General features: G+C 38.3%; 21 protein-coding genes and 1 rRNA gene. 2 read left to right on the forward strand and 20 right to left on the reverse strand.

The features are described 5' to 3' along the window. The 19 genes from EP58_RS14275 to EP58_RS14365 all read right to left on the reverse strand — a co-directional run. Nucleotides 1-191 (reverse strand): 16S ribosomal RNA (locus tag EP58_RS14275); the annotation flags it as partial. A 285-nt stretch (nucleotides 192-476) separates the two neighbouring features. Beyond that, nucleotides 477-1,502 (reverse strand): Mrp/NBP35 family ATP-binding protein, encoded by a 1,026-nt coding sequence (locus tag EP58_RS14280; protein ID WP_036094479.1) that lies wholly within the window; start codon nucleotides 1,500-1,502, stop codon nucleotides 477-479. A gap of 125 nt (nucleotides 1,503-1,627) precedes the next feature. Continuing rightward, nucleotides 1,628-2,404, reverse strand: coding sequence for an accessory Sec system protein Asp2 (locus EP58_RS14285; RefSeq protein WP_036094481.1), 777 nt, complete (start codon nucleotides 2,402-2,404; stop codon nucleotides 1,628-1,630). A 39-nt stretch (nucleotides 2,405-2,443) separates the two neighbouring features. Continuing rightward, nucleotides 2,444-3,250 carry an O-antigen ligase family protein gene (locus EP58_RS17565; protein WP_159106226.1) on the reverse strand — a complete coding sequence of 269 codons (807 nt, stop codon included), beginning with the start codon at nucleotides 3,248-3,250 and terminating at the stop codon, nucleotides 2,444-2,446. A 630-nt stretch (nucleotides 3,251-3,880) separates the two neighbouring features. Next, nucleotides 3,881-4,579, reverse strand: a complete 699-nt coding sequence (locus tag EP58_RS14295) for a CpsD/CapB family tyrosine-protein kinase (RefSeq protein WP_052164900.1) — start codon at nucleotides 4,577-4,579, stop codon at nucleotides 3,881-3,883. 20 nt (nucleotides 4,580-4,599) lie between these two features. Then, complete coding sequence (locus tag EP58_RS14300) at nucleotides 4,600-5,271, reverse strand: YveK family protein (RefSeq protein ID WP_036094485.1); 672 nt, start codon at nucleotides 5,269-5,271, stop codon at nucleotides 4,600-4,602. Nucleotides 5,272-5,304: 33 nt separating this feature from the next. After that, a complete protein-coding gene (locus EP58_RS14305) occupies nucleotides 5,305-6,417 on the reverse strand; it encodes a glycosyltransferase family 4 protein (RefSeq protein ID WP_077917938.1) in 1,113 nt (370 codons plus the stop codon). Between the two features lie 41 nt (nucleotides 6,418-6,458). Continuing rightward, a complete protein-coding gene (locus tag EP58_RS14310; RefSeq protein WP_036094489.1) occupies nucleotides 6,459-7,676 on the reverse strand; it encodes a glycosyltransferase in 1,218 nt (405 codons plus the stop codon). A 29-nt stretch (nucleotides 7,677-7,705) separates the two neighbouring features. Next, nucleotides 7,706-9,151, reverse strand: a complete 1,446-nt coding sequence (locus tag EP58_RS14315) for a lipid II flippase MurJ (protein WP_255309577.1) — start codon at nucleotides 9,149-9,151, stop codon at nucleotides 7,706-7,708. 112 nt (nucleotides 9,152-9,263) lie between these two features. Then, nucleotides 9,264-10,136, reverse strand: coding sequence for a hypothetical protein (locus EP58_RS14320; protein ID WP_159106227.1), 873 nt, complete (start codon nucleotides 10,134-10,136; stop codon nucleotides 9,264-9,266). A gap of 58 nt (nucleotides 10,137-10,194) precedes the next feature. Continuing rightward, nucleotides 10,195-11,619, reverse strand: coding sequence for a polysaccharide biosynthesis protein (locus tag EP58_RS14325; protein WP_052164903.1), 1,425 nt, complete (start codon nucleotides 11,617-11,619; stop codon nucleotides 10,195-10,197). Nucleotides 11,620-11,639: 20 nt separating this feature from the next. Continuing rightward, a complete protein-coding gene (locus tag EP58_RS14330; protein WP_036094493.1) occupies nucleotides 11,640-12,617 on the reverse strand; it encodes an SDR family NAD(P)-dependent oxidoreductase in 978 nt (325 codons plus the stop codon). Nucleotides 12,618-12,915: 298 nt separating this feature from the next. Further along, on the reverse strand, nucleotides 12,916-13,647 hold the full coding sequence (locus EP58_RS14335) for a NeuD/PglB/VioB family sugar acetyltransferase (protein WP_052164904.1): 732 nt from the start codon (nucleotides 13,645-13,647) through the stop codon (nucleotides 12,916-12,918). Beyond that, nucleotides 13,613-14,203, reverse strand: coding sequence for a sugar transferase (locus EP58_RS14340; RefSeq protein ID WP_373862727.1), 591 nt, complete (start codon nucleotides 14,201-14,203; stop codon nucleotides 13,613-13,615). Before EP58_RS14340 ends, EP58_RS14335 begins: the two co-directional genes overlap by 35 nt. Before the next feature lie 21 nt (nucleotides 14,204-14,224). Beyond that, entirely contained in the window at nucleotides 14,225-15,544 is a 1,320-nt protein-coding gene (locus EP58_RS14345; protein ID WP_036094498.1) for a UDP-glucose dehydrogenase family protein, read from the reverse strand. Further along, nucleotides 15,541-16,788 carry a glycosyltransferase family 4 protein gene (locus tag EP58_RS14350; protein WP_052171460.1) on the reverse strand — a complete coding sequence of 416 codons (1,248 nt, stop codon included), beginning with the start codon at nucleotides 16,786-16,788 and terminating at the stop codon, nucleotides 15,541-15,543. Before EP58_RS14350 ends, EP58_RS14345 begins: the two co-directional genes overlap by 4 nt. A 14-nt stretch (nucleotides 16,789-16,802) precedes the next feature. Next, on the reverse strand, nucleotides 16,803-17,306 hold the full coding sequence (locus tag EP58_RS14355; RefSeq protein WP_036094500.1) for a DUF4352 domain-containing protein: 504 nt from the start codon (nucleotides 17,304-17,306) through the stop codon (nucleotides 16,803-16,805). Nucleotides 17,307-17,308: 2 nt separating this feature from the next. Next, nucleotides 17,309-18,031 carry a Crp/Fnr family transcriptional regulator gene (locus EP58_RS14360; protein ID WP_052164906.1) on the reverse strand — a complete coding sequence of 241 codons (723 nt, stop codon included), beginning with the start codon at nucleotides 18,029-18,031 and terminating at the stop codon, nucleotides 17,309-17,311. A 24-nt stretch (nucleotides 18,032-18,055) separates the two neighbouring features. Next, a complete protein-coding gene (locus tag EP58_RS14365) occupies nucleotides 18,056-18,706 on the reverse strand; it encodes a helix-turn-helix domain-containing protein (RefSeq protein ID WP_036094503.1) in 651 nt (216 codons plus the stop codon). A 543-nt stretch (nucleotides 18,707-19,249) separates the two neighbouring features. Here EP58_RS14365 and EP58_RS14370 point away from each other — a divergent pair. Together EP58_RS14370 and EP58_RS14375 are read left to right on the forward strand one after the other, a co-directional pair. Then, nucleotides 19,250-19,951 carry a Crp/Fnr family transcriptional regulator gene (locus tag EP58_RS14370; protein WP_036094505.1) on the forward strand — a complete coding sequence of 234 codons (702 nt, stop codon included), beginning with the start codon at nucleotides 19,250-19,252 and terminating at the stop codon, nucleotides 19,949-19,951. Nucleotides 19,952-20,135: 184 nt separating this feature from the next. Then, entirely contained in the window at nucleotides 20,136-20,336 is a 201-nt protein-coding gene (locus EP58_RS14375) for a cold-shock protein (protein ID WP_036061193.1), read from the forward strand. An 87-nt stretch (nucleotides 20,337-20,423) separates the two neighbouring features. Here the strand turns inward: EP58_RS14375 and EP58_RS14380 are convergent, their stop codons facing one another. Beyond that, entirely contained in the window at nucleotides 20,424-22,313 is a 1,890-nt protein-coding gene (locus tag EP58_RS14380; RefSeq protein WP_052164907.1) for an LTA synthase family protein, read from the reverse strand. Nucleotides 22,314-22,473 lie beyond the last annotated feature (160 nt).

The raw sequence follows: 22,473 nt of genomic DNA on the forward strand, positions 1-22,473 counted from the left end.
GCTTGTTATTATTCGGTATTAGCCCCGGTTTCCCGGAGTTATCCCCAACTTACAGGCAGGTTGCCCACGTGTTACTCACCCGTCCGCCACTAACGTCAGAAAGAGCAAGCTCTTTCGTCGGTTCGTTCGACTTGCATGTATTAGGCACGCCGCCAGCGTTCGTCCTGAGCCAGGATCAAACTCTCTTTAAAATAAAGATGAATCTGAATACTTATTCAACACCGTGAATAAGATCCTTGCGTCAAATTGACTTCGCTAGCAAATTACTTTACTAGTATTACTTTTGGAAATAGCTTTCTATTTCCGCCCTGCGATTCTTACCTAGAAACATCACTGTCTCTATTGGTTTTATCTTTGTTTCTGTTCAGTTTTCAAAGGTCAATCTCTCGTGTTGCGTTTTGCGTTATGTGCATCAGCAACGTTTATAAATATACCAACTATTTATCCATTCGTCAATAGTTTTTTGCATATTTTTTTTATAAATAGTGATTTATTTTTATTGCTAGTTCCGAAAAGCGTTTACCTTGTATGCTCTCTGCTTCGTAAATGCCTGATAGATAGCCATTCTTGTTGTGTTCTGGTTGCTCTATCGGGAATGTTCCTAATAATTCTGTTTCTAGTTCTGTGGCTACTTTTTTTCCGCCGCCTTCTCCAAATAAATATGCCTTCGCGCCTGTTTCTGTTTGATAATAGGATAAATTCTCAATAACCCCCAAAATATGATGTTCATTCTTTATAGCCATGATTCCCGCTCTTGCTGCAACTGTCGCGGCTGCTTGATGGGGTGTTGTGACAATGAGTTCATTGCACGTTGGTAGCAGCGTATGGATGTCTAGTGCGATATCTCCTGTGCCAGGAGGTAAATCAATAATTAGATAATCGGGGGCATCCCAATGGACATCTTCTAAAAACATTTTAATCATTTTTCCAAGCATTGGTCCACGCCAAATGACAGGCTCGCCATCTTCAACAAAGGAATCCATCGAAATTAGTTGTACGCCATATGTAGTGACTGGGATAATTTTTTCATCTACTGTTTTTGGGACATCTTTTGTTCCCATCAAAATAGGCAAGCTGAATCCGTATATGTCAGCATCTAGCAAGCCAACTTTTTTCCCAGTGCGTTTTAGAGCTACTGCCAGATTGGCTGCGATTGTTGATTTGCCTACGCCACCTTTACCGCTAGCAATCGCTATGAATTGGGTTTTGCTTTCGGGAGACAGTATATTATTCTTTGCTGCTAGTAGTTGTTCTATCTTGGAAACTGGTAAGTAGGCAAGCTCAAAATGGATATCCTCACATCCGAATTCTCCTAGTAGTTCTGTTATGTTTGCAGTGAACTGATCTGTGTGAAGCTCTGGATCTGCTAACGCGATTTGTAATGCCACACTATTATTTGTGACACTTACTTCCATGATGCCTCCAGTTTCTTGTAGCGTGAACTCTAATACTGGATCTAATATACGTTCTAATAATTTTGTGATTTGTTGTTCGTTTAGCATAAATTTGCCCCCTATGGATTTACCTGACGAAAATATAAGCGCTTACTTCATTATATCATGCGCCCTTCTATTTTCGCCAAGAATTTGCCCATCGGATCTCGGTTAGCTCTTATTTTCGAACGGGATTACTGTTCTGCTTTTAGTTTGGTGATGATCTGGCTAAGTGATTGAATCAGGAATGGTGGGAAAAATTGACTTACTTCTTGATGTATTTTGTAGTCACAAATGTCTAATGTGAGATCGTAGTTGGCAACACTCAAATCTTGTATCAAGTCTTTTACATGCTCTTCATAGGTGTGTTCTTGTTCGGAATAATGAACGTAGACTTTGGGCAATGAGCCGTTCGCTTGCTTAATTTTTGCAGGTAATAGGGCGTTGAGGTGGTCAATGCTACTCTTATCTGTGTTTCCCATGATGCTTGATAGGACTGGGGCTTTTTCTGGGATGTCGCTTAAATAATTGCCTAGTTTATATTGTGGTGCACCGCTAATAATGTAGTCTGCCCTCATCTTTATGCCGAAATACAGACTTGCAAAACCACCTTTACTTGTCCCTATAAAAATAGTGTTTTTAGACTTTAGCTTATTTTGAACGTCCGCAATAATCGATTCTACTGCAGTGCGAATCTTGAAATCGCCGTTTTCAGCTAAATAATACGCGCCTCTTTGTTGAAAGCCAAAATTATCTAGAATGAATAGTTTATGCGTATCTACATCTTTAAGCGTTCGCAAGTAATTGTAGGTTGCTTTCATTCCGGTTCTTGGAAATGCGCTAAAAATAACGAGTAACGGAGCATCTTCTTGGTTACTTTTTTCTAATATATAGTTTAGTTTTTGCTTGTTTGGCGCTTTGTAAACCCGACTTCTCAGTTTGAAATATATTTTTGCGATACTTTTTTTCATGGTTAACACTCCGATTATCTAATTAATTTTCTAAAAATTTCATTCGATCTGCTTTGCTTTTTTCTCGCGTTGGAGTAAGCAAATGACTGCCAGGCCTAGACCAAGGGCGATCCAAATAACGCGCATTTCAAAAATACTACTGCTTCCGACAGATACGCCGATAAATCCTAAAAGCACTGCGGCGGGGATAGCGCCTTTTAAATTACTGTTTGTAATGTAGATTGTCGCTGCTTGATAGAGATAGTAGAGGAAGAAAATCAGAATCGGAATGAAGCCTATGAGACCGATGTCCGATATAATACTGAGCCAAAAATTGTGGGCTGCCATCGTTTGTGAGCCTGTAATGTCAACATTTGCAGTGCCATATAGCGCTTCGAACAGAAATCGTGGTGTATTCCCAACGCCTACTCCGAGAAAATGATGGTCTTTACATAGCTGGATAACAAATTTATACATGAACATTCTTTCTTCGGTTGAATCGCCTTTTCCTGTAAAAGAATCGACTAATTGTGATGTCAGATCTGAACTTACGAAGCTGGAATAGATAGTCTTACTACAAAATGCGACTGCACCAGCAAATATAGCTAATAGAAAATATTGTATCCGTAATACTTTGAAAAGTACCAATGCGACTATGGCTACCAATCCCAAGAAACCTGTTCTGGAATGTGACTCGATGACTAACAAGGTGACAATGGCGAGCATTACTAGCCAGAGCGCAAAATGCCATTTCTTTTTTGAAGACAGTAAATAAAGGGAGGCCAAGCCAAAATAAATAACAAGATACGACGCGTAGTCATTCGTGTTAACTAACCAGCCTGTTGGTCTTGAGTCTTCGTAGTTCAACAGAGTACCTGCTGAAAAACGTAAATGTTTCCCTGAAATAACTTCATATAATCCGATTCCAAGTGAGACAACATAGTTACATGATATATATAGAAGAACTTGGCGCATTTTTTCCCATGATGTAATGTAGTAGACGCACATAAAAACGATATAGCAGGTTTCTATTTGAAAGTAAATAGCGCTCAAACTAAGTGACGAATCCGCTGTCCAGAGCAAAGTTAGCACAGAATAAAGTATCCAAACTGCCATACAAATGAGCGGCACTTTAAGTAATTTGATAGTCGAGAAATCTTTTTTGCTAAACAGGAATAGAATGAAATGGATGGCTATTAGTATTCGGAATAAGAACAGACTCGGAAGTTGCGGGAGCGATGCATATGCCCCCCAAAAGCCTGCCATAATAACAGCTATAAAGAGGCCATACATCCATTTATCCACATTGATTTTATTAACATAGAGAAGTCCAATGACTAGTACTGGGACAATAAGTAACAAGGGGAATATCGGTGATAGGATGCTCAGTAGAATCATGGCTGCGATAACTATCCCGCGAAATGTAACCCTATTTTGAGATACTTTATTCATCATTACTTTCATATAATAGATACACTACTTCCTTCATGGATTTATTTAATAATAGTTGTAAGACGCCATCTGTTTTTGGTTGTAACGCTTATTATTTAACACAGCGCCTAAAATGTTTGCATCTACTTGATTGAGTAATGACTTGGATTTCCTGACATCCTCTTCACTTGTTGTTTGGCTGTTGATCAATAGAATAACACCATCGCTCTCTGCCGCGACTACTCGAGCATCCGTAAACAAATTGATAGGCGGGCAATCTAGTAAAATGACATCGAATTTTTCTTTCAAATCGGTCAATAACGCCTTAAACTCATCTGAACGTAATAATTCCAGTGGATTTGGTGGTAATGTCCCGATAGGTAAGAAAGATAGGTATTTATTTTCTAAAGGAATGACTGCCTCTTCAAAACTAATCATGTCTACCAATACATTAGATAATCCTGGCATAAGCTTTGTTTTATATTGTTTTGAGATTTTTGGATTGTAAAAATCTACATCGATTAACAGGGTTTTCTGCTTATATAAAGCGGATGTGTTCGCATAATTGGTGATGAAGAACGATTTACCTTCTCCTTTATTTGCCGATGTAACTGCGATTGTTTGTACGCTTCCTGCCTTGCGCTCCATAAATTGGATGTTCGTTTGAATGGAACTGAATTTCTCATAGGCTACCGAATTTTTTTGCATTGTCATCTCATTACCATCCGTAATGATGGTGTTTTTTTCTTTTCTTTTAATAAGCATGTAAAATAATCCTCTCTATTTTAGAGCTCTGAACTCTTAAATTTTGGTATATCGCCAAGGAAAGGTAAGCCAATAGTTTCTAATTGCTCCACGTTTTGAACGGTTGTATCCATGGAACACAAGACAAATAATAGCGTAGCGCTCAGTAAGCACCCGACCATAATTGCTAGAATGTACATAGAATTATTGCTTGGAGTTGTGGGTATAGATGATTTTTCTAAGACTGTAACTGTTGTTCCTTTAAAAATGCTAGGTATTTCTTTGCTTACAACACTTTGCATTGCAGTCGATATTTCTGATACTTTCTTTTTATCCGTATCTGTATAGTTAATCGTTAATACTAGTGAGTTCTCATTAGAGGTAATCTTAGTCTGGCTAGAAAGTTTAGCCGAAGAATCGTCTGTTTTTACATTCTCTTTGACTAAGTCCATTATTTTTCCACTTTGTAAAACGGATGTGAAGGTGTTAATTAACTGGATATTATTTCGGACACCTTCTGATGATTTCGCTTGTGCATCTGTTTGTTCTGCGTTTAATAGGATTTGGAAAGACGAGGTGTACTCAGGTTTTGCAACATAATTACTATAGGTGTAGACACTTGCCAGCGCCAAACAAACAATTAGTATCAACCATACGAAGCTTTTTTTGAAAGTTTTCCATAGATTTCCTAACGTGAGATTCTTTAATTTCATATTCATTGCTCCTTATTAACTAGTAATGGGATACTAATTTTCATTTGAGTAAATGGCTAGTAGCTTTTCTCCTTCGTGATTCCAGTTGTAGTACGTGTCGAATGCTGTTCTTCCATTTGAGCCGATTACTTTATTGCCTTCTGGGTCTGCGATGTAACTTTGAACAATACGGACCATGTTTTCGTAATCGTCTGGATTGCTCGTCTTACCGCATTGGTGCTCGGCTAACATGGCAGTGAAATCTGGGAAGTCAGATGCGATAATCGGTAATTCTGCGGCCATATATTCGAATAATTTCGTGGAATGCGAGTTGAGATTATTCGGCGTTGGATGAAGCAGACATACACCAACATGCGCCGTTGCATAGTGCTCCCAAATATCCTTGTACTGCATTCTTCCATATAAGGTGATATTATCGCTTAAATCATTGTCCTCGATAAATTGCTTCACCACTTCTTCATTCGTAAAAATAGGGCCTATTAATTTAAAATGAAAATCGATGGTCTGCTTCTCTTTCAACGCTTTCGCTAACTCCAACATATTGAATAAGCCACGTTGTTCAATCAAAACACCCACATAGATAAGGGTGAAAACTTCTTCTTTTGCTGGTGCGGCATCGCTTTTCGGCAGAATTGGATAGTTTAATACATCTACTTTATTTAAACCTAACTCTGTGTAGTTCTCTTTGTAGGACAACTCTGCAAAAATAACGGTATCGCAGTACTTCATCAGTTTTTTCTCCACGCGTTCTACTAAGCTGGACAATGTCGGTCTTATAAAAGCTGGGAGCCACTGCTTTGTTTTTATCGCTGCTGGTAAATGTTCGTGCATGTCATACGTAATTCTGATGTCATCGCCTAAACGCTTCTTCAATGCTCGCGCTACAAACAATAATTCGGGATCATGGAAGTGGAAATACATCGCATCAGACTGGATCATTTCTTTATATAGAAAGCGCCAATGCACAAAACGGTTGTATCTTTTTTGTGGCTTCATGTAATGCATCGTCAAATTCGGGATATCCGCCTTCTCGCTAAGATGATCTATAGCATAAAAATCAACTTCTAAACCTTGTTCTGCAAGTGTTCTCGCTTCTTTAAAATAAATCCGTGTGTCACTCCATACGTGAACGGAGCTAGCCATCATAACTTTGTTTGGATTTCTAATTCCAATCCCTCCTAATTATCTTATTTTGTGCTACAGTATCCTGCTAATTGATCATTTAGCGTCATGATATTAAATTGTTCATTGATTTTTGCTCGTGCATTAAGTGATACCGGAAGCCAAGTATCTGGGTTATTTTTGATTTCTAATATTTTTTCGACTGATTTTGCAACATTATTCTCTGGTACTAGCCAGCCGCTTAAACCATCTGTGATTAGCTCTGGGATACCACTATGTTCTGTCGATAGAATTAACTTGCCTCGGCCCATAGCTTCCATTAAAACAACTGGGATACCTTCTTTATCACCGTTTGTTGCTGTTCTGCTAAGTTGAAGCATCATGTCTGCTTCTTGAATCGCGTGATTAATCTCTGCTTGTGATTGCCAACCGATGAGTTTCACTTCGTTTTCTAGTTTTTGTGACTCAATCAAAGCTTCCATTTCAGCGCGTAATTCACCTTCTCCAATGATGTCTAGGGAAACTTGATGACCGCGTTTTTTCAACTCGCCTATCGTTTGAATCGCTACATCCATTCCTTTTTTCTCTGTTAAACGTCCGATCGAGAGGAATTTCATGGTGTCGCCAGGTGGTGCTAGTGAAACCAAGCTGTATTCGTTCAAATTGATACCCATATGATGCACACGAATTTTGTTTGAATCAGCACCAATTTGCAGAAGTTTGTCGGCAAACAGTTCGCTCACAGGCAGTAAGTCGATATCTGAATTTAGCAGTGTGTCATAAACATCGCTGCCACGGCTTTCTATGAAAGAAGTAATATCGTGACCGTGGAAAAAGACCGCTGTTTTCTCTGGAAGTAATCCTTGATCTTTCAGAAAAGCTGCGACGCTTCCATTGGGACCGTAGTGGCAAATGACCGCATCATGTTGTTCTTTCTCGATAAAGTAAGGTAGCGCATATAGGAAACGCGTTGTAAAAATCATTTTTCCGTATTTTTTATAGTTTAAGGCGTTAAAAACCGCTTTCGGCGAACGCCATACTTGTTTCAAAAATATTTTCATGCCGCCAGCTAAACGTTTGGATTTGCTTGCTGGAAAGTTTAGAAAATGGGTTTTCTCAAGTAAATTGTATTCAGATACTTGTGCATGATTTTTTTTATTATCAACTTTATTCCAAGATAGGATTTCAACATCAATACCTCTATCGATAAAACCTGTAATCTGGTTTAAAATGAATGTTTCAGATAGTTTAGGAAATGAAGAGATTAGAAATAGTACTTTCAAGTTGGATTCATCCTCTATTAGTTTTATTTTTAACGATTATTTAGTAGTGTTTTGACATACTTTCTTTGCGTTAGTAGGACACATATGCCATAAATCACTATCCCAACGCCAATGTAGATAATCAGGTTCACGATTGTATTGAAATGAACGACTTGCATGACGCCCCAAATCCCGGCGCACATGACTAGCGAATTAAAGATGGTGAGTACATGTTGCTTTATCATCTCGTTATTTTCACTGAGCGGTCCGATTTTTTTGCGTAAATCTCTGTAGCCAAGTACGGTTGATAGTACGGCTGCGAGTAATGGGGAAAGCATGATCGCATAGACGCCAATCCAAAACGAACCTGCCGCCAAGAATATGATCTGGATAATGATGACAATCAGTGAATTTTTGACGGGGGTTTTTGTGTCACCCATCGCGTAAAATGCTTTAAAGATAAACTCTCGGATGACAACGAATGGTAAGGCTAAACTTAGAAAAATAAGAAACTGCCATACTATAATAGTAGAATCATGTGTGAAATTGCCTCGTTCGAACAGCACTTTAATGACTAATCCACCCAGCAGCATCATGCCGCTAATCATTGGTATTACTAGCATATTCGAGCCATTTATAAAAAGAACTAGCTTTTTCTTCGCCTCTTCAATGCTTCTATTAAAACTGCGCGTCAATGTTGGATAGAGCATCGAGATTAGGTTTATAATAATCAAGGTCTGCATGATACTAATAATTTGGTTCGCGTAAACCATCGTAGAGATGTAACCTTCTCCGAAAAAACGAGCCAGTATATTTGGTAACAATACGGTGACTTGATAAATAACAGAATTGAGTGTGACTGGAACCGTTAAGCGCATCAATTTTCGAAATTCAGCATCGGCCCATTTGAATTTTGCTCGGTATTTATATTTCTTGTTTTTGTTACTAAAAATTAAGCCGATACATTCCACTACATAAGATAAACCAATGCATACCGCGGCTTCCATAATACTTAAGTTTGGCGTGATAATAATGTAAATATAGCTAAGTATCGCCGAAACCACCGCTACTATTTTGATGATGATGAACTTACCGTCCATTTGTAGAAAAGCGGTTTGAATGGATGAAATGAGCCTGGTGTACTGGGCAATTCCTAAAATAAAAGTCAGCATAAACGTTAGCTCTTGGAAGGTAAGCCCATGACTCGAACTTCCAGCAAAGAAATAAATACTACCGATGATAAAATATGTTAAAAGTAGAATATACGTAATGGCCATGATTGCTGTAATATACGTGTTTAATATATTCCTATCTTCTATACCGTCTTTCATCTTCGCTAAAAACGGAATCAGGACCGTTGCAACCGATGGCCCCATAATATTAACTAGGCAAACCATCGCTGTATTCGCAAAATTAAAAGCATCCATGTCATTGCTTATCCCGAAGTTCGTGGCTAATGCGGTCGTCCTTAGCAGGGAGATAACTTGGACGACCATCGTAAGGACGATAATAATAGAAAAAGTCTGATAGAATCTAATCTTCTTCAATAGTGTGTACTGGAACTTGCTTTCTCATCGCCTGTTCGCCTTCCTTCATTATCTTTATGTCCTACTTCAATCCACCGGTACCATTGGAAGTCCCAATCACCACATACGGCGGGGTTACTCTGTTTAAAACAACATCATTCTCGTTACCAATAATGCCACCCGCTACAGCAGTGTGATCCAACCATTTAATTTTTCCTCGAATTTTACTGAAAAAGTAATCTTCTGTTTTCAAATCCAGAATAGCTGTACCAATCTTTGCTTGAATATCTACGCGGTATAAGGCACGTTCTGATAGCAAGATTTTGTCGATGAACTGCTCTGAAAAATTGTTTAAACCCATATCTAGCGCAAAACCATCAGGCTGTAAATAGTTTAACCAGGTTTCATCTAACACCTTTTGGGCTGATATGGCGGATATCAATACATCCACCTTGTCTGTCCTATTCGCTTGAAAAACTTGAATGGGCAACGGTGTGTGACTCGGTAAAATATCATTTAGGACGTGCACAATTCGAGTTACTTTTGAAACATTTCTGCCAGCAAGTGTGACATGCATACCTAGTTCAGCAAGCTTCAGGGCTGTTTTGGTAGCCAAGTTACCCGTTCCATATATCATGACCCTACATTGTTCAAAATTATTTTGTAGTTCATTGATAACAATGCTCGCAGCTGCATCGACTGTAACATCGTTGGCTTTCAACGGATGAATCGCTGAGTCATGACACATTTCACTCGCGATTTCCCACAGATTAATCGCTTGTTTACGCTCCACATCAACAAAGATATGAGGAATGACACCATCCACTAGTCGTAAAACAGCGATAGCAAATACATCCGTGCTTACTTGAATATTTAATATAGAGCCTTCTGAACTCAAACGATCTGGTAAAAGTTGATTGGTATTGGTCTTGTTAGCCGTTGATGTTAGAATCATATACTCGTAATCTGCTAAGTTTTTTTGTTTTAATCGAATCAATGCTTCCATATCTTCTTCACATCGTTTCTTGTAACGCGTTATGCGTATTAGCTAATGTTAATAGCAAGCTGCGTAATGTTTCGTGCTCAATCGTTGTATAATTTTTCATTAAATGTTTGATACTATCTAGCTCTCTGATACTCGTATAGTAATTTCCTTCATACATTTTGTCGGTCACTTTACTTGAGAGCTCCTCTTGATTAAATAATTCCTCTTCCATCTTCTCTCCTGGGCGAACGCCGACATATTGGATACTGATGTCACGTTTATTTTTCCCAGAAAGTTCAATTAGCTGATCGACCATACCCGAAAGCCCAAGCTGGTCACCCATATCTAGCACAAAAATAGCATTTCTTCGTTTGAGCATACTCGCCGAAATAACCAGTTTACTTGCCTCAGGAATTGTCATGAAATAACGTTTCATCTCTGGATTTGTTATCGTAAGCGGCACACCTTGATGAATTTGCGCCCAAAGTTTTGGAAAGACGCTACCTCGACTACCCAATACATTACCGAAGCGGACAACATTACACACTGTTCTGCTTGTCATATCATTTTCAAGTGTTAATTTCTCTGCCAATCGTTTACTAGCGCCCATTATGTTCTTAGGATTAACAGCTTTATCTGTTGATACCATCACAAATTCTTCCGCAGCGTTTTGCTTACTAGCTTGGATGACATTGTATGTCCCGATAATGTTGTTCTTGACGGCTTCGTAAATATTATTTTCCATCAACGGAACGTGTTTATGCGCTGCAGCATGATACACAATATTTGGTTTGTACTGTTTGAAAACTTGTGTCATACGTAACTCATCTCGAATATCTGCAATCACTGGTATAATCTCGATATCATAAGCCTTTATCATTTTTTCTTGCTGCAACTCACTATCAATTTGATAAATACTGCCCTCACCGTGACCCAATAAAATGATTTTTTCAGGCTGACACTTAAAAATTTGATGGGCTATTTCAGAACCAATCGATCCGCCTGCACCTGTAATAAGAACTGTTTTTTGACGAATTTTTCGTTTTATATCATTGTAGTCTAGCTGAAATTCAGATCTATCTCGAATCAAATCTTTGTAGTCCAATTCTGGAATCGCTACTTTTTGACTTTCTCTCGTCGAAAATACAGATGGGAGAACAAATAACGTAACATCGTATTCTCTTAGCTCGTCGATAATCTTACTTTGCATCATCGTGTCTAATGTTGGGATAGCTAGAATAACATGCTTGATGTCTTCATTCGTGATGACCCTGCTTAAGTCTGCTAAGTTTCCCTTCACTGGAACTCCGCTCAATTCTAAATTCACTTTATGACTAGCATCGTCTAAAATGACAACTGGCTGGTAGCGACTATTTTTAGTTGTCTGCAGCTGCTCGATAACAAATTTCCCTCCAGCTCCTGCACCAATAATTAATGTCCTCATCATATTCATATTCGCTCCTCCTCGTTTATTCAACGGAATGTAAGTTCTTTATCCCGGTCTAAATTAAATGCGTATAATTCTTGCAAACCTTGTCGTAATGTATAGTTTGCTTTCCATTCTAATTCTTCTGTCGCAATTTTTGTATCTAGTATCGATCTTCTAATATCGCCAGGCCGCGGCCCTACAATTTCAATCGGTTCTGACTTTCCGAATATATCAAGAACTTGTTCATAAACATCTAGAATCGAAATCTCTGTTCCCGAGCCAATGTTAACCACTTTATTTAGCGGCTTTTGACTCGCCAATTTATTAGCTTCTACCACATCTGCTACGTAAATATAATCACGTGTACAACCTCTTGGCATGTCTGGATAAGCCATCAATATCGATCTCTTACTTTCATTTAAGTTCTTCAAGAAAATAGGAACTACACCGCTCTCTCCATCTGGAACTTGCTTTGGTCCAAATACATTGGCGTAACGTAAAACCGTATAATCAAAACCATATTTTTCGCTGTACATATTAATATATTGTTCCCCAGCGTATTTCGTTAGCGCATATGGAGAAATGAGTTGCGGTGTATCTTTTTCGGCTGACCGCTCGTCGCCTTCTAGTTTTTTCGAAAGCGCACCGCCTGATGACGCAAATACCAATGTTTCGATAGGATATTTTTGAACCAGCGCTAGCAATCTCAGCAACCCACCGATGTTTGTATCTAAATCATAGATTGGATTTTCGAGTGAGTATGGTACTGATTTCTGAGCCGCGTGATGATTGATTACTTGCGGTCTGAACTTGATGAACAATTCTTCCATTTCCGCTTCATTACCTATATCTACCTTATAAAAGTGAAATGCTGGATGATTCATTAGCTCTGCAATATTTGCTTCTTTTCCTGAAATTAGATTATCTACACAAATTGTTTGATATCCTTCAGCCAAGTACATTTGGCAAATATGTGAGCCGATGAATCCCGCTCCACCTGTTACTAAAACTGTTTTTTTCACGGCGTATCACTCCAATAATTTATTTGATTTATTACTCGATTATTTCATTTAACTTGATGATTTTTTGGTGTCGTTGTTTTTTGAACACCCTAAGTATAACGCTTCGTAACTTATGCATCTTTCAGCCCTTTGTTACTATAAGAGTAACTTTTGCGCTTGGATATTCCTCTCGATATACATTAAAATGTCCATTATTATATATACGACGCTTTTTTATAGAATAATGGACATTTAATGAACAAAGAAAATGATACCTTTTATGCAAAATTATTCACCTATCGGAATGTATTATTACTCATTATTCACCGTGAACAACATGTGTTTTTGTAGTCGATTTAACCAATTTATTCACAGCACTTTTCTCGTTACTTTTGACTTTCACTACCGCCGGCGTACCAATGGCAATGCTGTGTTCAGGCACGTCCTTTAGTACAGTCGCACTAGCACCAATAATTGTATGTGAACCAATATTTCTTCCTTGTGTAATAACAGAGCCAGCGCCTACAAACACCTGATTTTGAATGGCTACGTTGCCTGAAATCGTCGTATTAGCGGCGATGAGTACACAATCCGCAACTCGTGTCTCGTATTCCAATGTTGCACCCGCTAAAATAAATGTATGATTTCCAATCGTTCCTTGGTGCATCACTGTTGCATTTGCCGATACATACACACCATACCCAACATCCGTGGAAGGATCCACATACGCGTAAGGATGAATAATTGTCGCATATCGTTCTTCTGGAAAACCCAGACTTTGAGCCATTTCGAACTTATTTTCCGGGTCTCCGATGGCAATGATGAAGGATGTATTCTCATCTTGGTAAAGTGATTGGGCTAGCGAAATAGGTCCTCGCTCGACACCATCTTCCAAAAACAGCGATTCATACTGTTCATCTAAGAATCCCCAAAAATAATATCCTAAACCGTAGTTCTCAATAACGTTACGGATCATTCTTCCTTGGGAGCCGCTACCAATAATAACAAGTTTCTTTCTAACCTCTGTATCGCTCTGCGGAAACAAATCCATCCTGACTAACGCCTTCTTTCTTAATAATCACTTTGATGGTTAGCAAAATAATTTTTATGTCAAAAAGTAAAGAATATTGCGTCACATATGCAACATCCATTCGGAATTTTGTTTTCCAATCGATTTCATTTCTTCCATTCACTTGCGCCCAGCCCGTTATTCCAGGTTTCATATCTAATCGTTTGCGCTCTTCTTCGGTATATAAATCGTTATATTCCAGCAGTAATGGTCTTGGTCCAACAAGACTCATGTCACCTTTTACAACGTTTATTAATTGCGGTAATTCATCAATGCTCGTTTTTCGCAAGAGACTCCCTACCCGTGTTAGCCTCTGTTCATCTGGTAAAAGATTGCCTTCATCGTCATATAATTCTTTCATCGATTTAAATTTGTACAACCGGAATGCCTCCCCGTAAAGCCCCGGCCTTTGCGTCATGTAAATCGGATTTCCTTTGTAGTAAATGGCAAGAACTAGTGTTAATACAGCCATCGGAATACATAGGATAACGATGGCAATGACAGCTACGATGATGTCTATGATTGCCTTAATTCTCAACATAACTTTTTAACCTCACCCTCAAATATATACTGGCTCGTTGATTTCTAGCTCACCAGTTCCAACAGAATAGTAGCTAATACCCGCTTGCTTCATTTCCGACTTATCGAATACTAGTCGCCCGTCCAACACAACCGGATGACTCATTTGCGATGTGAATTCTGCCAACTGGATGTTCTTAATTTCATTCCACTCTGTCACAACTAATGCTGCATCTGCTTGATACAAGACCTCCGAAATGGTGTCAGCCACATGAATCGCGTTTCCAAATACAGCTTTCATATTGGCAGAAGCAACTGGATCGAAAATAGATACTTTCGCGCCACAACGTAAAAGCTCTTCAATAATAACCTCGGATGCAGCTTCACGAATATCGTCTGTTTCTGGTTTAAATGCAACTCCTAAAAGCGCAATTTGCTTCCCAACTAAGTTACTATAATGCGTTTTTAGAACCTTCACTAACTTCAATTGTTGCACCTTATTTGCATCAATCACTGACTGGATTAAGCCGAAATCATAGCCAACATTTTTAGCAATATGATTCAACGCCAACGTATCTTTAGGGAAACAAGAACCGCCATATCCGATACCCGCTTGTAAGAAGGCACTTCCAATTCGACTATCCATTCCCATACCTGCACTAACCTCACGAATGTCGCCGCCAGCTTTTTCACAAATGTTCGCAATTTCATTAATAAAGCTGATTTTAGTTGCTAAAAAGGCATTGGAAGCGTATTTGATCATTTCTGCACTTTCCAGAGCCGTTTTAAAAATCGGAATTTGAAAGCCTTGATTTATCATTTCTAATTTTTCAAGTGCTGCCGTATCATCTGCGCCAAGCACAATCCGATCGCCATGGAACACGTCATGTACTGCAACGCCTTCTCTTAAAAATTCAGGATTGGAAACAATCGAGATTCTATATGGTGTCTGATTCTGTATAAACTCTTTCAAATAACGGTTTGTTCCGACTGGGACAGTACTTTTCACGACAACTATCGTATCTTGAACAATCGATTGGGCGATGTTTGCTGCTGCTGCTTCGATGTAATCAAGATTTGCTGAACCATCTTGCTTTTGTGGTGTACCAACGGCCAGATAGACAACCGAACTATCCGCCACAGCCGCTTTTAAATCGGTACTGAATGAAAGTCTGCCAGCTTCGATATTCTTTTCGATTAAGGCTTCAATACCTGGTTCATAAATCGGTGAAATAGCTTTCTTAAGTTTCGCTACTTTATCCGCATCTATATCAATACAACAAACGTCATGTCCTATTTCTGACAGCGCCACACCTGTAACTAATCCAACATATCCCGTACCAATAACTACTATATTCACGATAATTTGCTCCTCTCAAGCGATCCTACCAAAATTTGTTCTACCTTGTTTGCAAGTTTCTCTGCACTGTAATGCTCTTCTGCAATCTGCCTTATTCTCGGTTGCAACTCTCCCAATGTTTCCTGATGTTGTTCTAAATCTATGAGTAAATCCGCCAAATCTTGTGGTTTTTCTGGATCTACGTAATGTCCAATACCATAATTTTCAACAATATCTTTTGTCCAACCATTCGAATTCACAATAATTGGTTTACCAGCTGCCATCGAATCAAAGAACTTGTTCGGTGAGTTTGTTGCCAAAATCGGTAACGGTTTGAAACATGTCATCGTAATATTGGCTAAACTCGTAATCATTGGAACATCGCTTCTCGGAACATGTCCTAAGAAAACGACATTTGTCAATTGATGCTCCGCGCAGTATGCTTCTAATCTCGGTTTACTTTTCCCATCGCCGCCGATCACAATTTTGATATCTTCGCGGTTCTGTTCTTTCAATAGTTTCGCTGCTTTCACTATATAATCCAATCCATTAGCTTCTCCCATTGCGCCTAGATGTAATAGAAGGAACTTGTTTTCTAGCTGAAATTTCTCGAGCCATTCTTGCTTCTCATTCGCGTAGTCTTTTTCTGGATCGAATAGGTTTAGATCTGATAAGTTGGATACCATCGTAATCTTATTTGGATCTATACCTGCTTCGATAATTCCTTCCGTCATCCCTGGAGAGAGGCTGATAATATGGTCTGCTTTTTGGTAAACTTTTGATTCTAAGTTGCTGAGTCTATTTAAAATAAAATCGGATTTGATGGCCCCCATTTGTTTTGGGGCTTCTGGCCATAAATCTCTCACTTCAAATACAAAGGGGATTTTCAATTTCTTTTGTAGTCGTAATGTTGGTATAGCGATGGTTAGCGGTGTAGAAGTCGAGAACATGATGTCCATTCCTGTCAATTTCTTACCAATTTTGTACGCTTGTTGCATGTAAGAAAAGAAGGACCACCCTCGCTTCACTAGTCCCATATAATTGGAGTAGTTATTTTTGACTGCGATAACTTCAATGCCATCAATACGATAATACTTCACATTTTTTTCTTCTTTATATGGTGTATCTCCAGTTAAAAATGTATCTGTCGTAAGCATACATACTTCGTGACCTTTTTCGATGAGCTTCTTTGCAAACTCATAGGACCTCGTTGCTGTATGTGAATTACGGGTAGCAAAATATTGATGAAGATATAATATTTTCAATAGTTCAACGCTCCTTATTTCTTGTCTTGCGGAACAATAATATCCCATGCAGCACGTTCTTCAATGCTAAGCGGTTGATACATTAATTTAAATTCGTTATAATCTTTTGGAATTTCATAGTAGCCGTCACCTTCCGAAGTTGCGCCTGGCTTAATTGCATCTGCGTAATTGATACCACTTCCCATGTAGTAGTAGTTCTCGCCAATATTAATAATGAAATCGTTGGCCGCAACCGTGAAATCTTTAGCTGATGTGTTTTTAATCTTATAGTGGATTTTTACGATTTTATTTCCTTTTTTATTTTCTTCAGGTGACACTTCGTTGCTTACCTTTGTCGGTGTAATTTCTAATTGTTTTGTGCTTTTCATTTTATTAAGGTCTGCTTGATCTTGTTTTTTCGTCTCTGTCTGTTTTGTAGCTTGTGATGATGAATCGTTAGTATTTCCACATCCGGTCAAAAGAAGTGCTGAACAAGTTAAAATTGCTGCAGTATTTGTAATTTTAGTTAATTTTTTCATGATTAGTCCTTTCGTTGCTTCACACTACTGTTATCCGTGGAAGCTTTCCTGTTTTTAGTATTTTTATTTAATAGAATGAATTGCTTTGCTTTGATAACACAGAATTGCTCGTTCTCTAGCATTTTGCAAATTTGAGACATAGAATTCATACTTAAATTTGCATAGTTAGCAATGTCTTTTCTTGTAAAACATCCTGGTATCTTTATACGATCTCCATCTTGATATCCATACTTCTCAGCGATATCCATCAAAATATTTTTCAGCCTGGTTTTTCCAATTTGGCGCATCAGCATATATTTTTCTGCCACTAGGATGTTATAATTTTGATTATTCAAATACAGGAAAAGCCACCCTTCTTGCATGTTAAATATATTATTTAACACATCTTGTTTCGAAAATGTGTATATTATAGTTTTCGTGATTGTTCTAACATTGTACTTATTTGCCTTTGGTATAAAAATATCGTTCATCCCAAGAATGTCCCCTTCACTTGAAAAGGATATAATCTGATCTTCATACTCATAGGCAACAATTCCTTTTTCCAAAAAATGAATATGCTCGTCTAATATATGCGCTGCGTTTAGCTCTGTATTTTTTGGGATTTCCATTTTCTTATATGCTACTCTATAAACTGGATCTTCTTTCAGAAGCTCAAGTAATCGATTAGCGTTAAACCGACCTTCCACAGTCTCTCGATTATATAGCTCAGCAAAAAGTGTGCTCATGTATACTACTTCCTTCCAAAAACTTTAGAAAACTTTTGTTATAACAATTGGTTTTAGAGAGATCACACCTTGTTTCTTGAATTTGCTCAATATTAGATTGACATACTCTCTACTTGAGTTGCTAAGTTTTGCTATTATTTCCTGCGTAATACAATTCGGTAAAGCGCCTGAATTATTTGAAGTAATACACCAAGCAATAACCTCAAACACTCGTTGCTCTGCCGGTAACAACATCCAGTATGATTTAATTTGTAATAATTGCTTAAACATTTCTTGTTGTGATCTAATATGGTACTTCTCAGATGATCTCGACATATTTTCAAGTAATCGATTTAAGAAAACTTTATTAACCAGTATAATTCTGCACTCTGATAAAGCGGTCAAAGATTTCTCTGCGTTTTTGTCGATGGAAAGCCATTCTAGATCACATGATTGATTTTTGAATAGAAGAAACGCATTTAGCATACTCTTTTCTTTCGTAGGGATAGCTATCTTCTCTTCGAAATATACAATTCCTTTCATATTAAACAAATATACATCTGACTTACTTGAGAAATCCCATATGGTATCTCCTTTTTTAACATCCATCATTCGAATGTTATTAGAATGTTGGTTGTTATCATGATATTGTGTAAGAATCTGTTGTAAATTGATATCTTTTTCTAATGTAGCCATGAAAGCTCACCTCTCTTAGTTTTATCCAGTGCCATATCTGTATGTTATCACTGAATACTTTTAAAAAAAATACAATACTTCTTGTTTATGGGCACTAATATTGTACATTGTGTTACATTATTGCCTAAAATGCATTTTTTGACTATTTTTCTTACTAATGCTGCCACCATCGTCCAAGTTATCCGAAATAACGCATGCTTGAGTAAATTCATGTACATGAAAGTCACTTGTATGTTATTCTAAAGCTAAGTACTCCACGGTTTTCATTAGCTTTGCTGTTTTTCTAACACCCTCAGTATAACGCTTCCGTTGCAATACTTCTTACATCCATCCATTACTTCAACGACTAATTCCTATCGATTTTATTCCTCTAGATTCATATTAAAATGTCTATTATGTTATATTTAGGCTTCTTTTTTGCCAATCATGTACAATTTGATAACAACGATACTAGTACTCTTTTTATGAAATTAGTGCTCCAGATGACTATACATACACTAAATGTTCTTTTTGTATAACATTCCTATTGAGGGGGTAACCACTATGTACCTGAAAGAAACGATTGATAATTTCGCAACGAGTGCCAATATCTTAAAGCTACTAAAAAAAGATGCGCAGTTTAATCACCACTGTATAGAAGAAAGATTTCCAATGGGGCAAGATTTGCTATTCGACAAAAGACGGGATCATATTTACTTAATTGCTAGTGGCTATGTGAAATATACTTACGAAGGTGAAACTGGAAAAAAATTCAGTTTTTTTGTGCAAGCTGGAGATCTTCCGTTCCTCCCGCTATTTAACGAAGATGTGCCTACAAAATCGCGTTTAGAAGCATTAACCGATGTCCGGTGGTGGCGTATTGATTTTTCTTTTTTCAAACAAATGTTATTACTTGAAGATCCTAGGAATTATATTTTATTACATTATGTCGCTCGCACTCGTAGGGAGTTATATGCGTTGGCTGTAAAAGATCGCCTCAATTCAAAAGAGCGAATCTACTTTAGTTTATTATCTCTAATTGATTTAGGATTTCATAAAGATGTGAATGTCGTGGAATTACCGGTATTCCTTACTTATGAGCAATTGGCCGAGCTGTCGAATACTTCTAAGGGCTATACGTCCAAAGTATTATTAGGTCTGCGGGAAGAGAAAATTTTAATATCTAACAAGAAGCCTTGGATTATTTCTGATGTAAAAAAACTGAAAGAATTATTAGGCGCAGATAGCTTACCAGAACCGTTTTAGGATTTTAATTCATGATAAAGAAGATAATAAAGAGTTAATGTTTGCTTTATTAAAGAAAGCATGGTATATTTAACTAGACTTATTTTTGTTGGTGAAGAAATGATTAGTGAATAACTTTCCACTTCGTACCGCTAAGCAGGAATAGTAATATTATGTGCCAGTGTGCACGAGGAGGAATTTAGATATGGAAACAGGTACAGTAAAATGGTTTAACGGCGAAAAAGGTTTTGGTTTTATCGAACGCGAAAACGGTGACGATGTATTCGTACATTTCAGCGCTATCCAAGGTGAAGGCTTCAAATCTTTAGACGAAGGCCAAAAAGTTACTTTTGACGTAGAAGAAGGTCAACGTGGACCTCAAGCTGCTAACGTTGAAAAAGCGTAATTTTAGCTGATAAAAGAGACTCACTTTTGTGAGTCTCTTTTTTTGTGTAAACGAAAAGGGGATTTCAGACTGAAATCCCCTTTTCGTTTATTTATCTTTAAATAGAGCTGGCTTAGAGTAGCCTTTTCCACTTACTAAATCATATTCGATTAGCTTGTAGTCTTCCAGATATTCTTTCGCTTTCGGGGATAATTGGTCTTCAATGATGGTTTGGTTATCGCCGTTAATTAAAACATTCTTCTCTAAACCTTGGACTTCTTTGCTCATTTCTGTCAGTAATGCGTAGTACGGCGAAACTTTGCTATCTGTCAGTTCTAACATTTTAGGCACGAAATAAATCGGGCTGATTGTACCGTAGTCTTCCTTTGGTATGTCGAAGTTTGCGTACATGAATAGCGGTGTTTCGTGCATTGTCCGCTCGGTATTTTGGTTCACGATTTCTTCTGGAAATACGCTTGGCAAATGATCTCCCCAGAACACGACCATTGTTTTTTCTTTCATGTTGTCGAGTTCCGTTACGAAGTCTCTCAGAGCGTCATCGGAGTACTTGATGCCTTGAAGATAGGTTTCTACAGTTTGCTTGTTTTTCTCTGGTACGCCTTCTACACCGATTGTATTGATGTATTTATCCCAGTATGTCATGTGATTTTGCATCGTCACAAGGTGGATGAAAGTTGATGTTTTATGCGCTCTTAGTTGGTCTAATGTTTCTTGAAATGCAGATGCGTCTGAAATGTACTCGCTATCGTCCAGCGTCTCTGTGTGCTGCATTTCATCTCGACTGATGAACTTGTTGAATTCTAATGCATTGTATACGTCTGTGCGCCTGTAGAAAGATGGTTTAAATGGATGAATCGCGATTGTTTCATAGTTATTTTGTTTTAACGAACTCACCAAGGATGGGAAATTTTCTTTTTGGTATAGGAACATCTGATATGGTGATGTGATTTGCGGGTTAATATTATACATAGAAAGTCCTGTTAAGGCTTCGAATTCGATGTTGGCTGTGCCGCCGCCGTATCCTTGTGACAAACTATATCCGGATGGGTATTTCTCCATAATTTTGCGGGTTTCTGGGATTGGGTCTGATGAGGTTGTTACGCCGTGTAATCGTGTCGGATCGCTGAAACTTTCGCTCATAACGTAGACGATATTGACGTCATCCATTGGTTTATTTTTGCGGGTTGCATTGATTTGGTCTGCTATTTTACTGTATTTTTTCGTGATATCTTTGATGTGAGATTCGGTGTAGTTGACAGGTTTGTCCATAATATTTGCTGTTGCACTGTAAATGAGGCCACCAACAAAGCCATATTGTTGATAGCTTTCTTTCGGATCAACGTCTTTCCACTGGGCATCGATGTTGTACGCCTTTCTGAGCCAATTATCCGAGCTTTGGAAGTTCGTGAGTGAGAACAGGAGAACCCCGCTGAAAATGAGCCCTGCTACGCGAATAATAAGCGTTTTCCGATCCCAGTATTTGAAATCGCGGCCGTAGTACTTGGCTGAAATTTTGCGGGAGTAGCGGTCGAGTATCCAGGCGATGGCGATGATGATAGCGATTCCGAGGAAAAGGAGTATCACGAGCCAGGTGGAGAGCATCGAAAGCATAAAACGCCATTGTGTGATCATTTCGAATTCCTGTGGGTAAAGCGGTTCACCACGTTCCAAGAATTTCTGATTGTTTGCGAACGCTACAACGATGGAAGTACCGACAAAAATCGTGCTACTCGCCCACACGTTTCCGATAAGCGAAATAAGGAATAGGTAGACTAGCATAAGAACTAAGATTCCTAGCAAAAATGGAATTGGATAGGTTTTGATCATGTCAAAGGTGGCTGATAAGTTGAAGCCACTGAGCGATGCGTCTAGTAACACGTGCAAAATAACGGATAGGATGAGCCCAAGACCTAGTGTTCTGAGTGATCTAACTAGATATGGATGCTTTGGTTGTTTCCTCTTTTCTGGTGCAGTCATAATAAAAAATCTCCTCTGTAGCCTAAAAAGCTATGTTTTTTCCGCTTTCATCTTTCTTACGTATTATACTATAGTGAAAAATAGAGTACAAACGCCACGAACAAGAGCAGTGAGACATGCCTCACTGCTCTTGTTCTATATCAAAAAGCGATATTTCTTA

The organism is Paenilisteria newyorkensis (genome assembly GCF_000766145.1).
GTDB classification, from domain to species: domain Bacteria; phylum Bacillota; class Bacilli; order Lactobacillales; family Listeriaceae; genus Listeria_A; species Listeria_A newyorkensis.

Coding starts and splice junctions, on each gene's coding strand:
- EP58_RS14280 (WP_036094479.1), bottom strand. CDS start 1,502: ATGCTAAACGAACAACAAATCACAAAATTATTAGAACGTATATTAGAT.
- EP58_RS14285 (WP_036094481.1), bottom strand. CDS start 2,404: ATGAAAAAAAGTATCGCAAAAATATATTTCAAACTGAGAAGTCGGGTT.
- EP58_RS14295 (WP_052164900.1), bottom strand. CDS start 4,579: ATGCTTATTAAAAGAAAAGAAAAAAACACCATCATTACGGATGGTAAT.
- EP58_RS14300 (WP_036094485.1), bottom strand. CDS start 5,271: ATGAAATTAAAGAATCTCACGTTAGGAAATCTATGGAAAACTTTCAAA.
- EP58_RS14305 (WP_077917938.1), bottom strand. CDS start 6,417: ATGATGGCTAGCTCCGTTCACGTATGGAGTGACACACGGATTTATTTT.
- EP58_RS14315 (WP_255309577.1), bottom strand. CDS start 9,151: ATGGTCGTCCAAGTTATCTCCCTGCTAAGGACGACCGCATTAGCCACG.
- EP58_RS14320 (WP_159106227.1), bottom strand. CDS start 10,136: ATGATTCTAACATCAACGGCTAACAAGACCAATACCAATCAACTTTTA.
- EP58_RS14325 (WP_052164903.1), bottom strand. CDS start 11,619: ATGAATATGATGAGGACATTAATTATTGGTGCAGGAGCTGGAGGGAAA.
- EP58_RS14335 (WP_052164904.1), bottom strand. CDS start 13,647: ATGGATTTGTTTCCGCAGAGCGATACAGAGGTTAGAAAGAAACTTGTT.
- EP58_RS14355 (WP_036094500.1), bottom strand. CDS start 17,306: ATGAAAAAATTAACTAAAATTACAAATACTGCAGCAATTTTAACTTGT.
- EP58_RS14360 (WP_052164906.1), bottom strand. CDS start 18,031: ATGAGCACACTTTTTGCTGAGCTATATAATCGAGAGACTGTGGAAGGT.
- EP58_RS14365 (WP_036094503.1), bottom strand. CDS start 18,706: ATGGCTACATTAGAAAAAGATATCAATTTACAACAGATTCTTACACAA.
- EP58_RS14370 (WP_036094505.1), top strand. CDS start 19,250: ATGTACCTGAAAGAAACGATTGATAATTTCGCAACGAGTGCCAATATC.
- EP58_RS14375 (WP_036061193.1), top strand. CDS start 20,136: ATGGAAACAGGTACAGTAAAATGGTTTAACGGCGAAAAAGGTTTTGGT.
- EP58_RS14380 (WP_052164907.1), bottom strand. CDS start 22,313: ATGACTGCACCAGAAAAGAGGAAACAACCAAAGCATCCATATCTAGTT.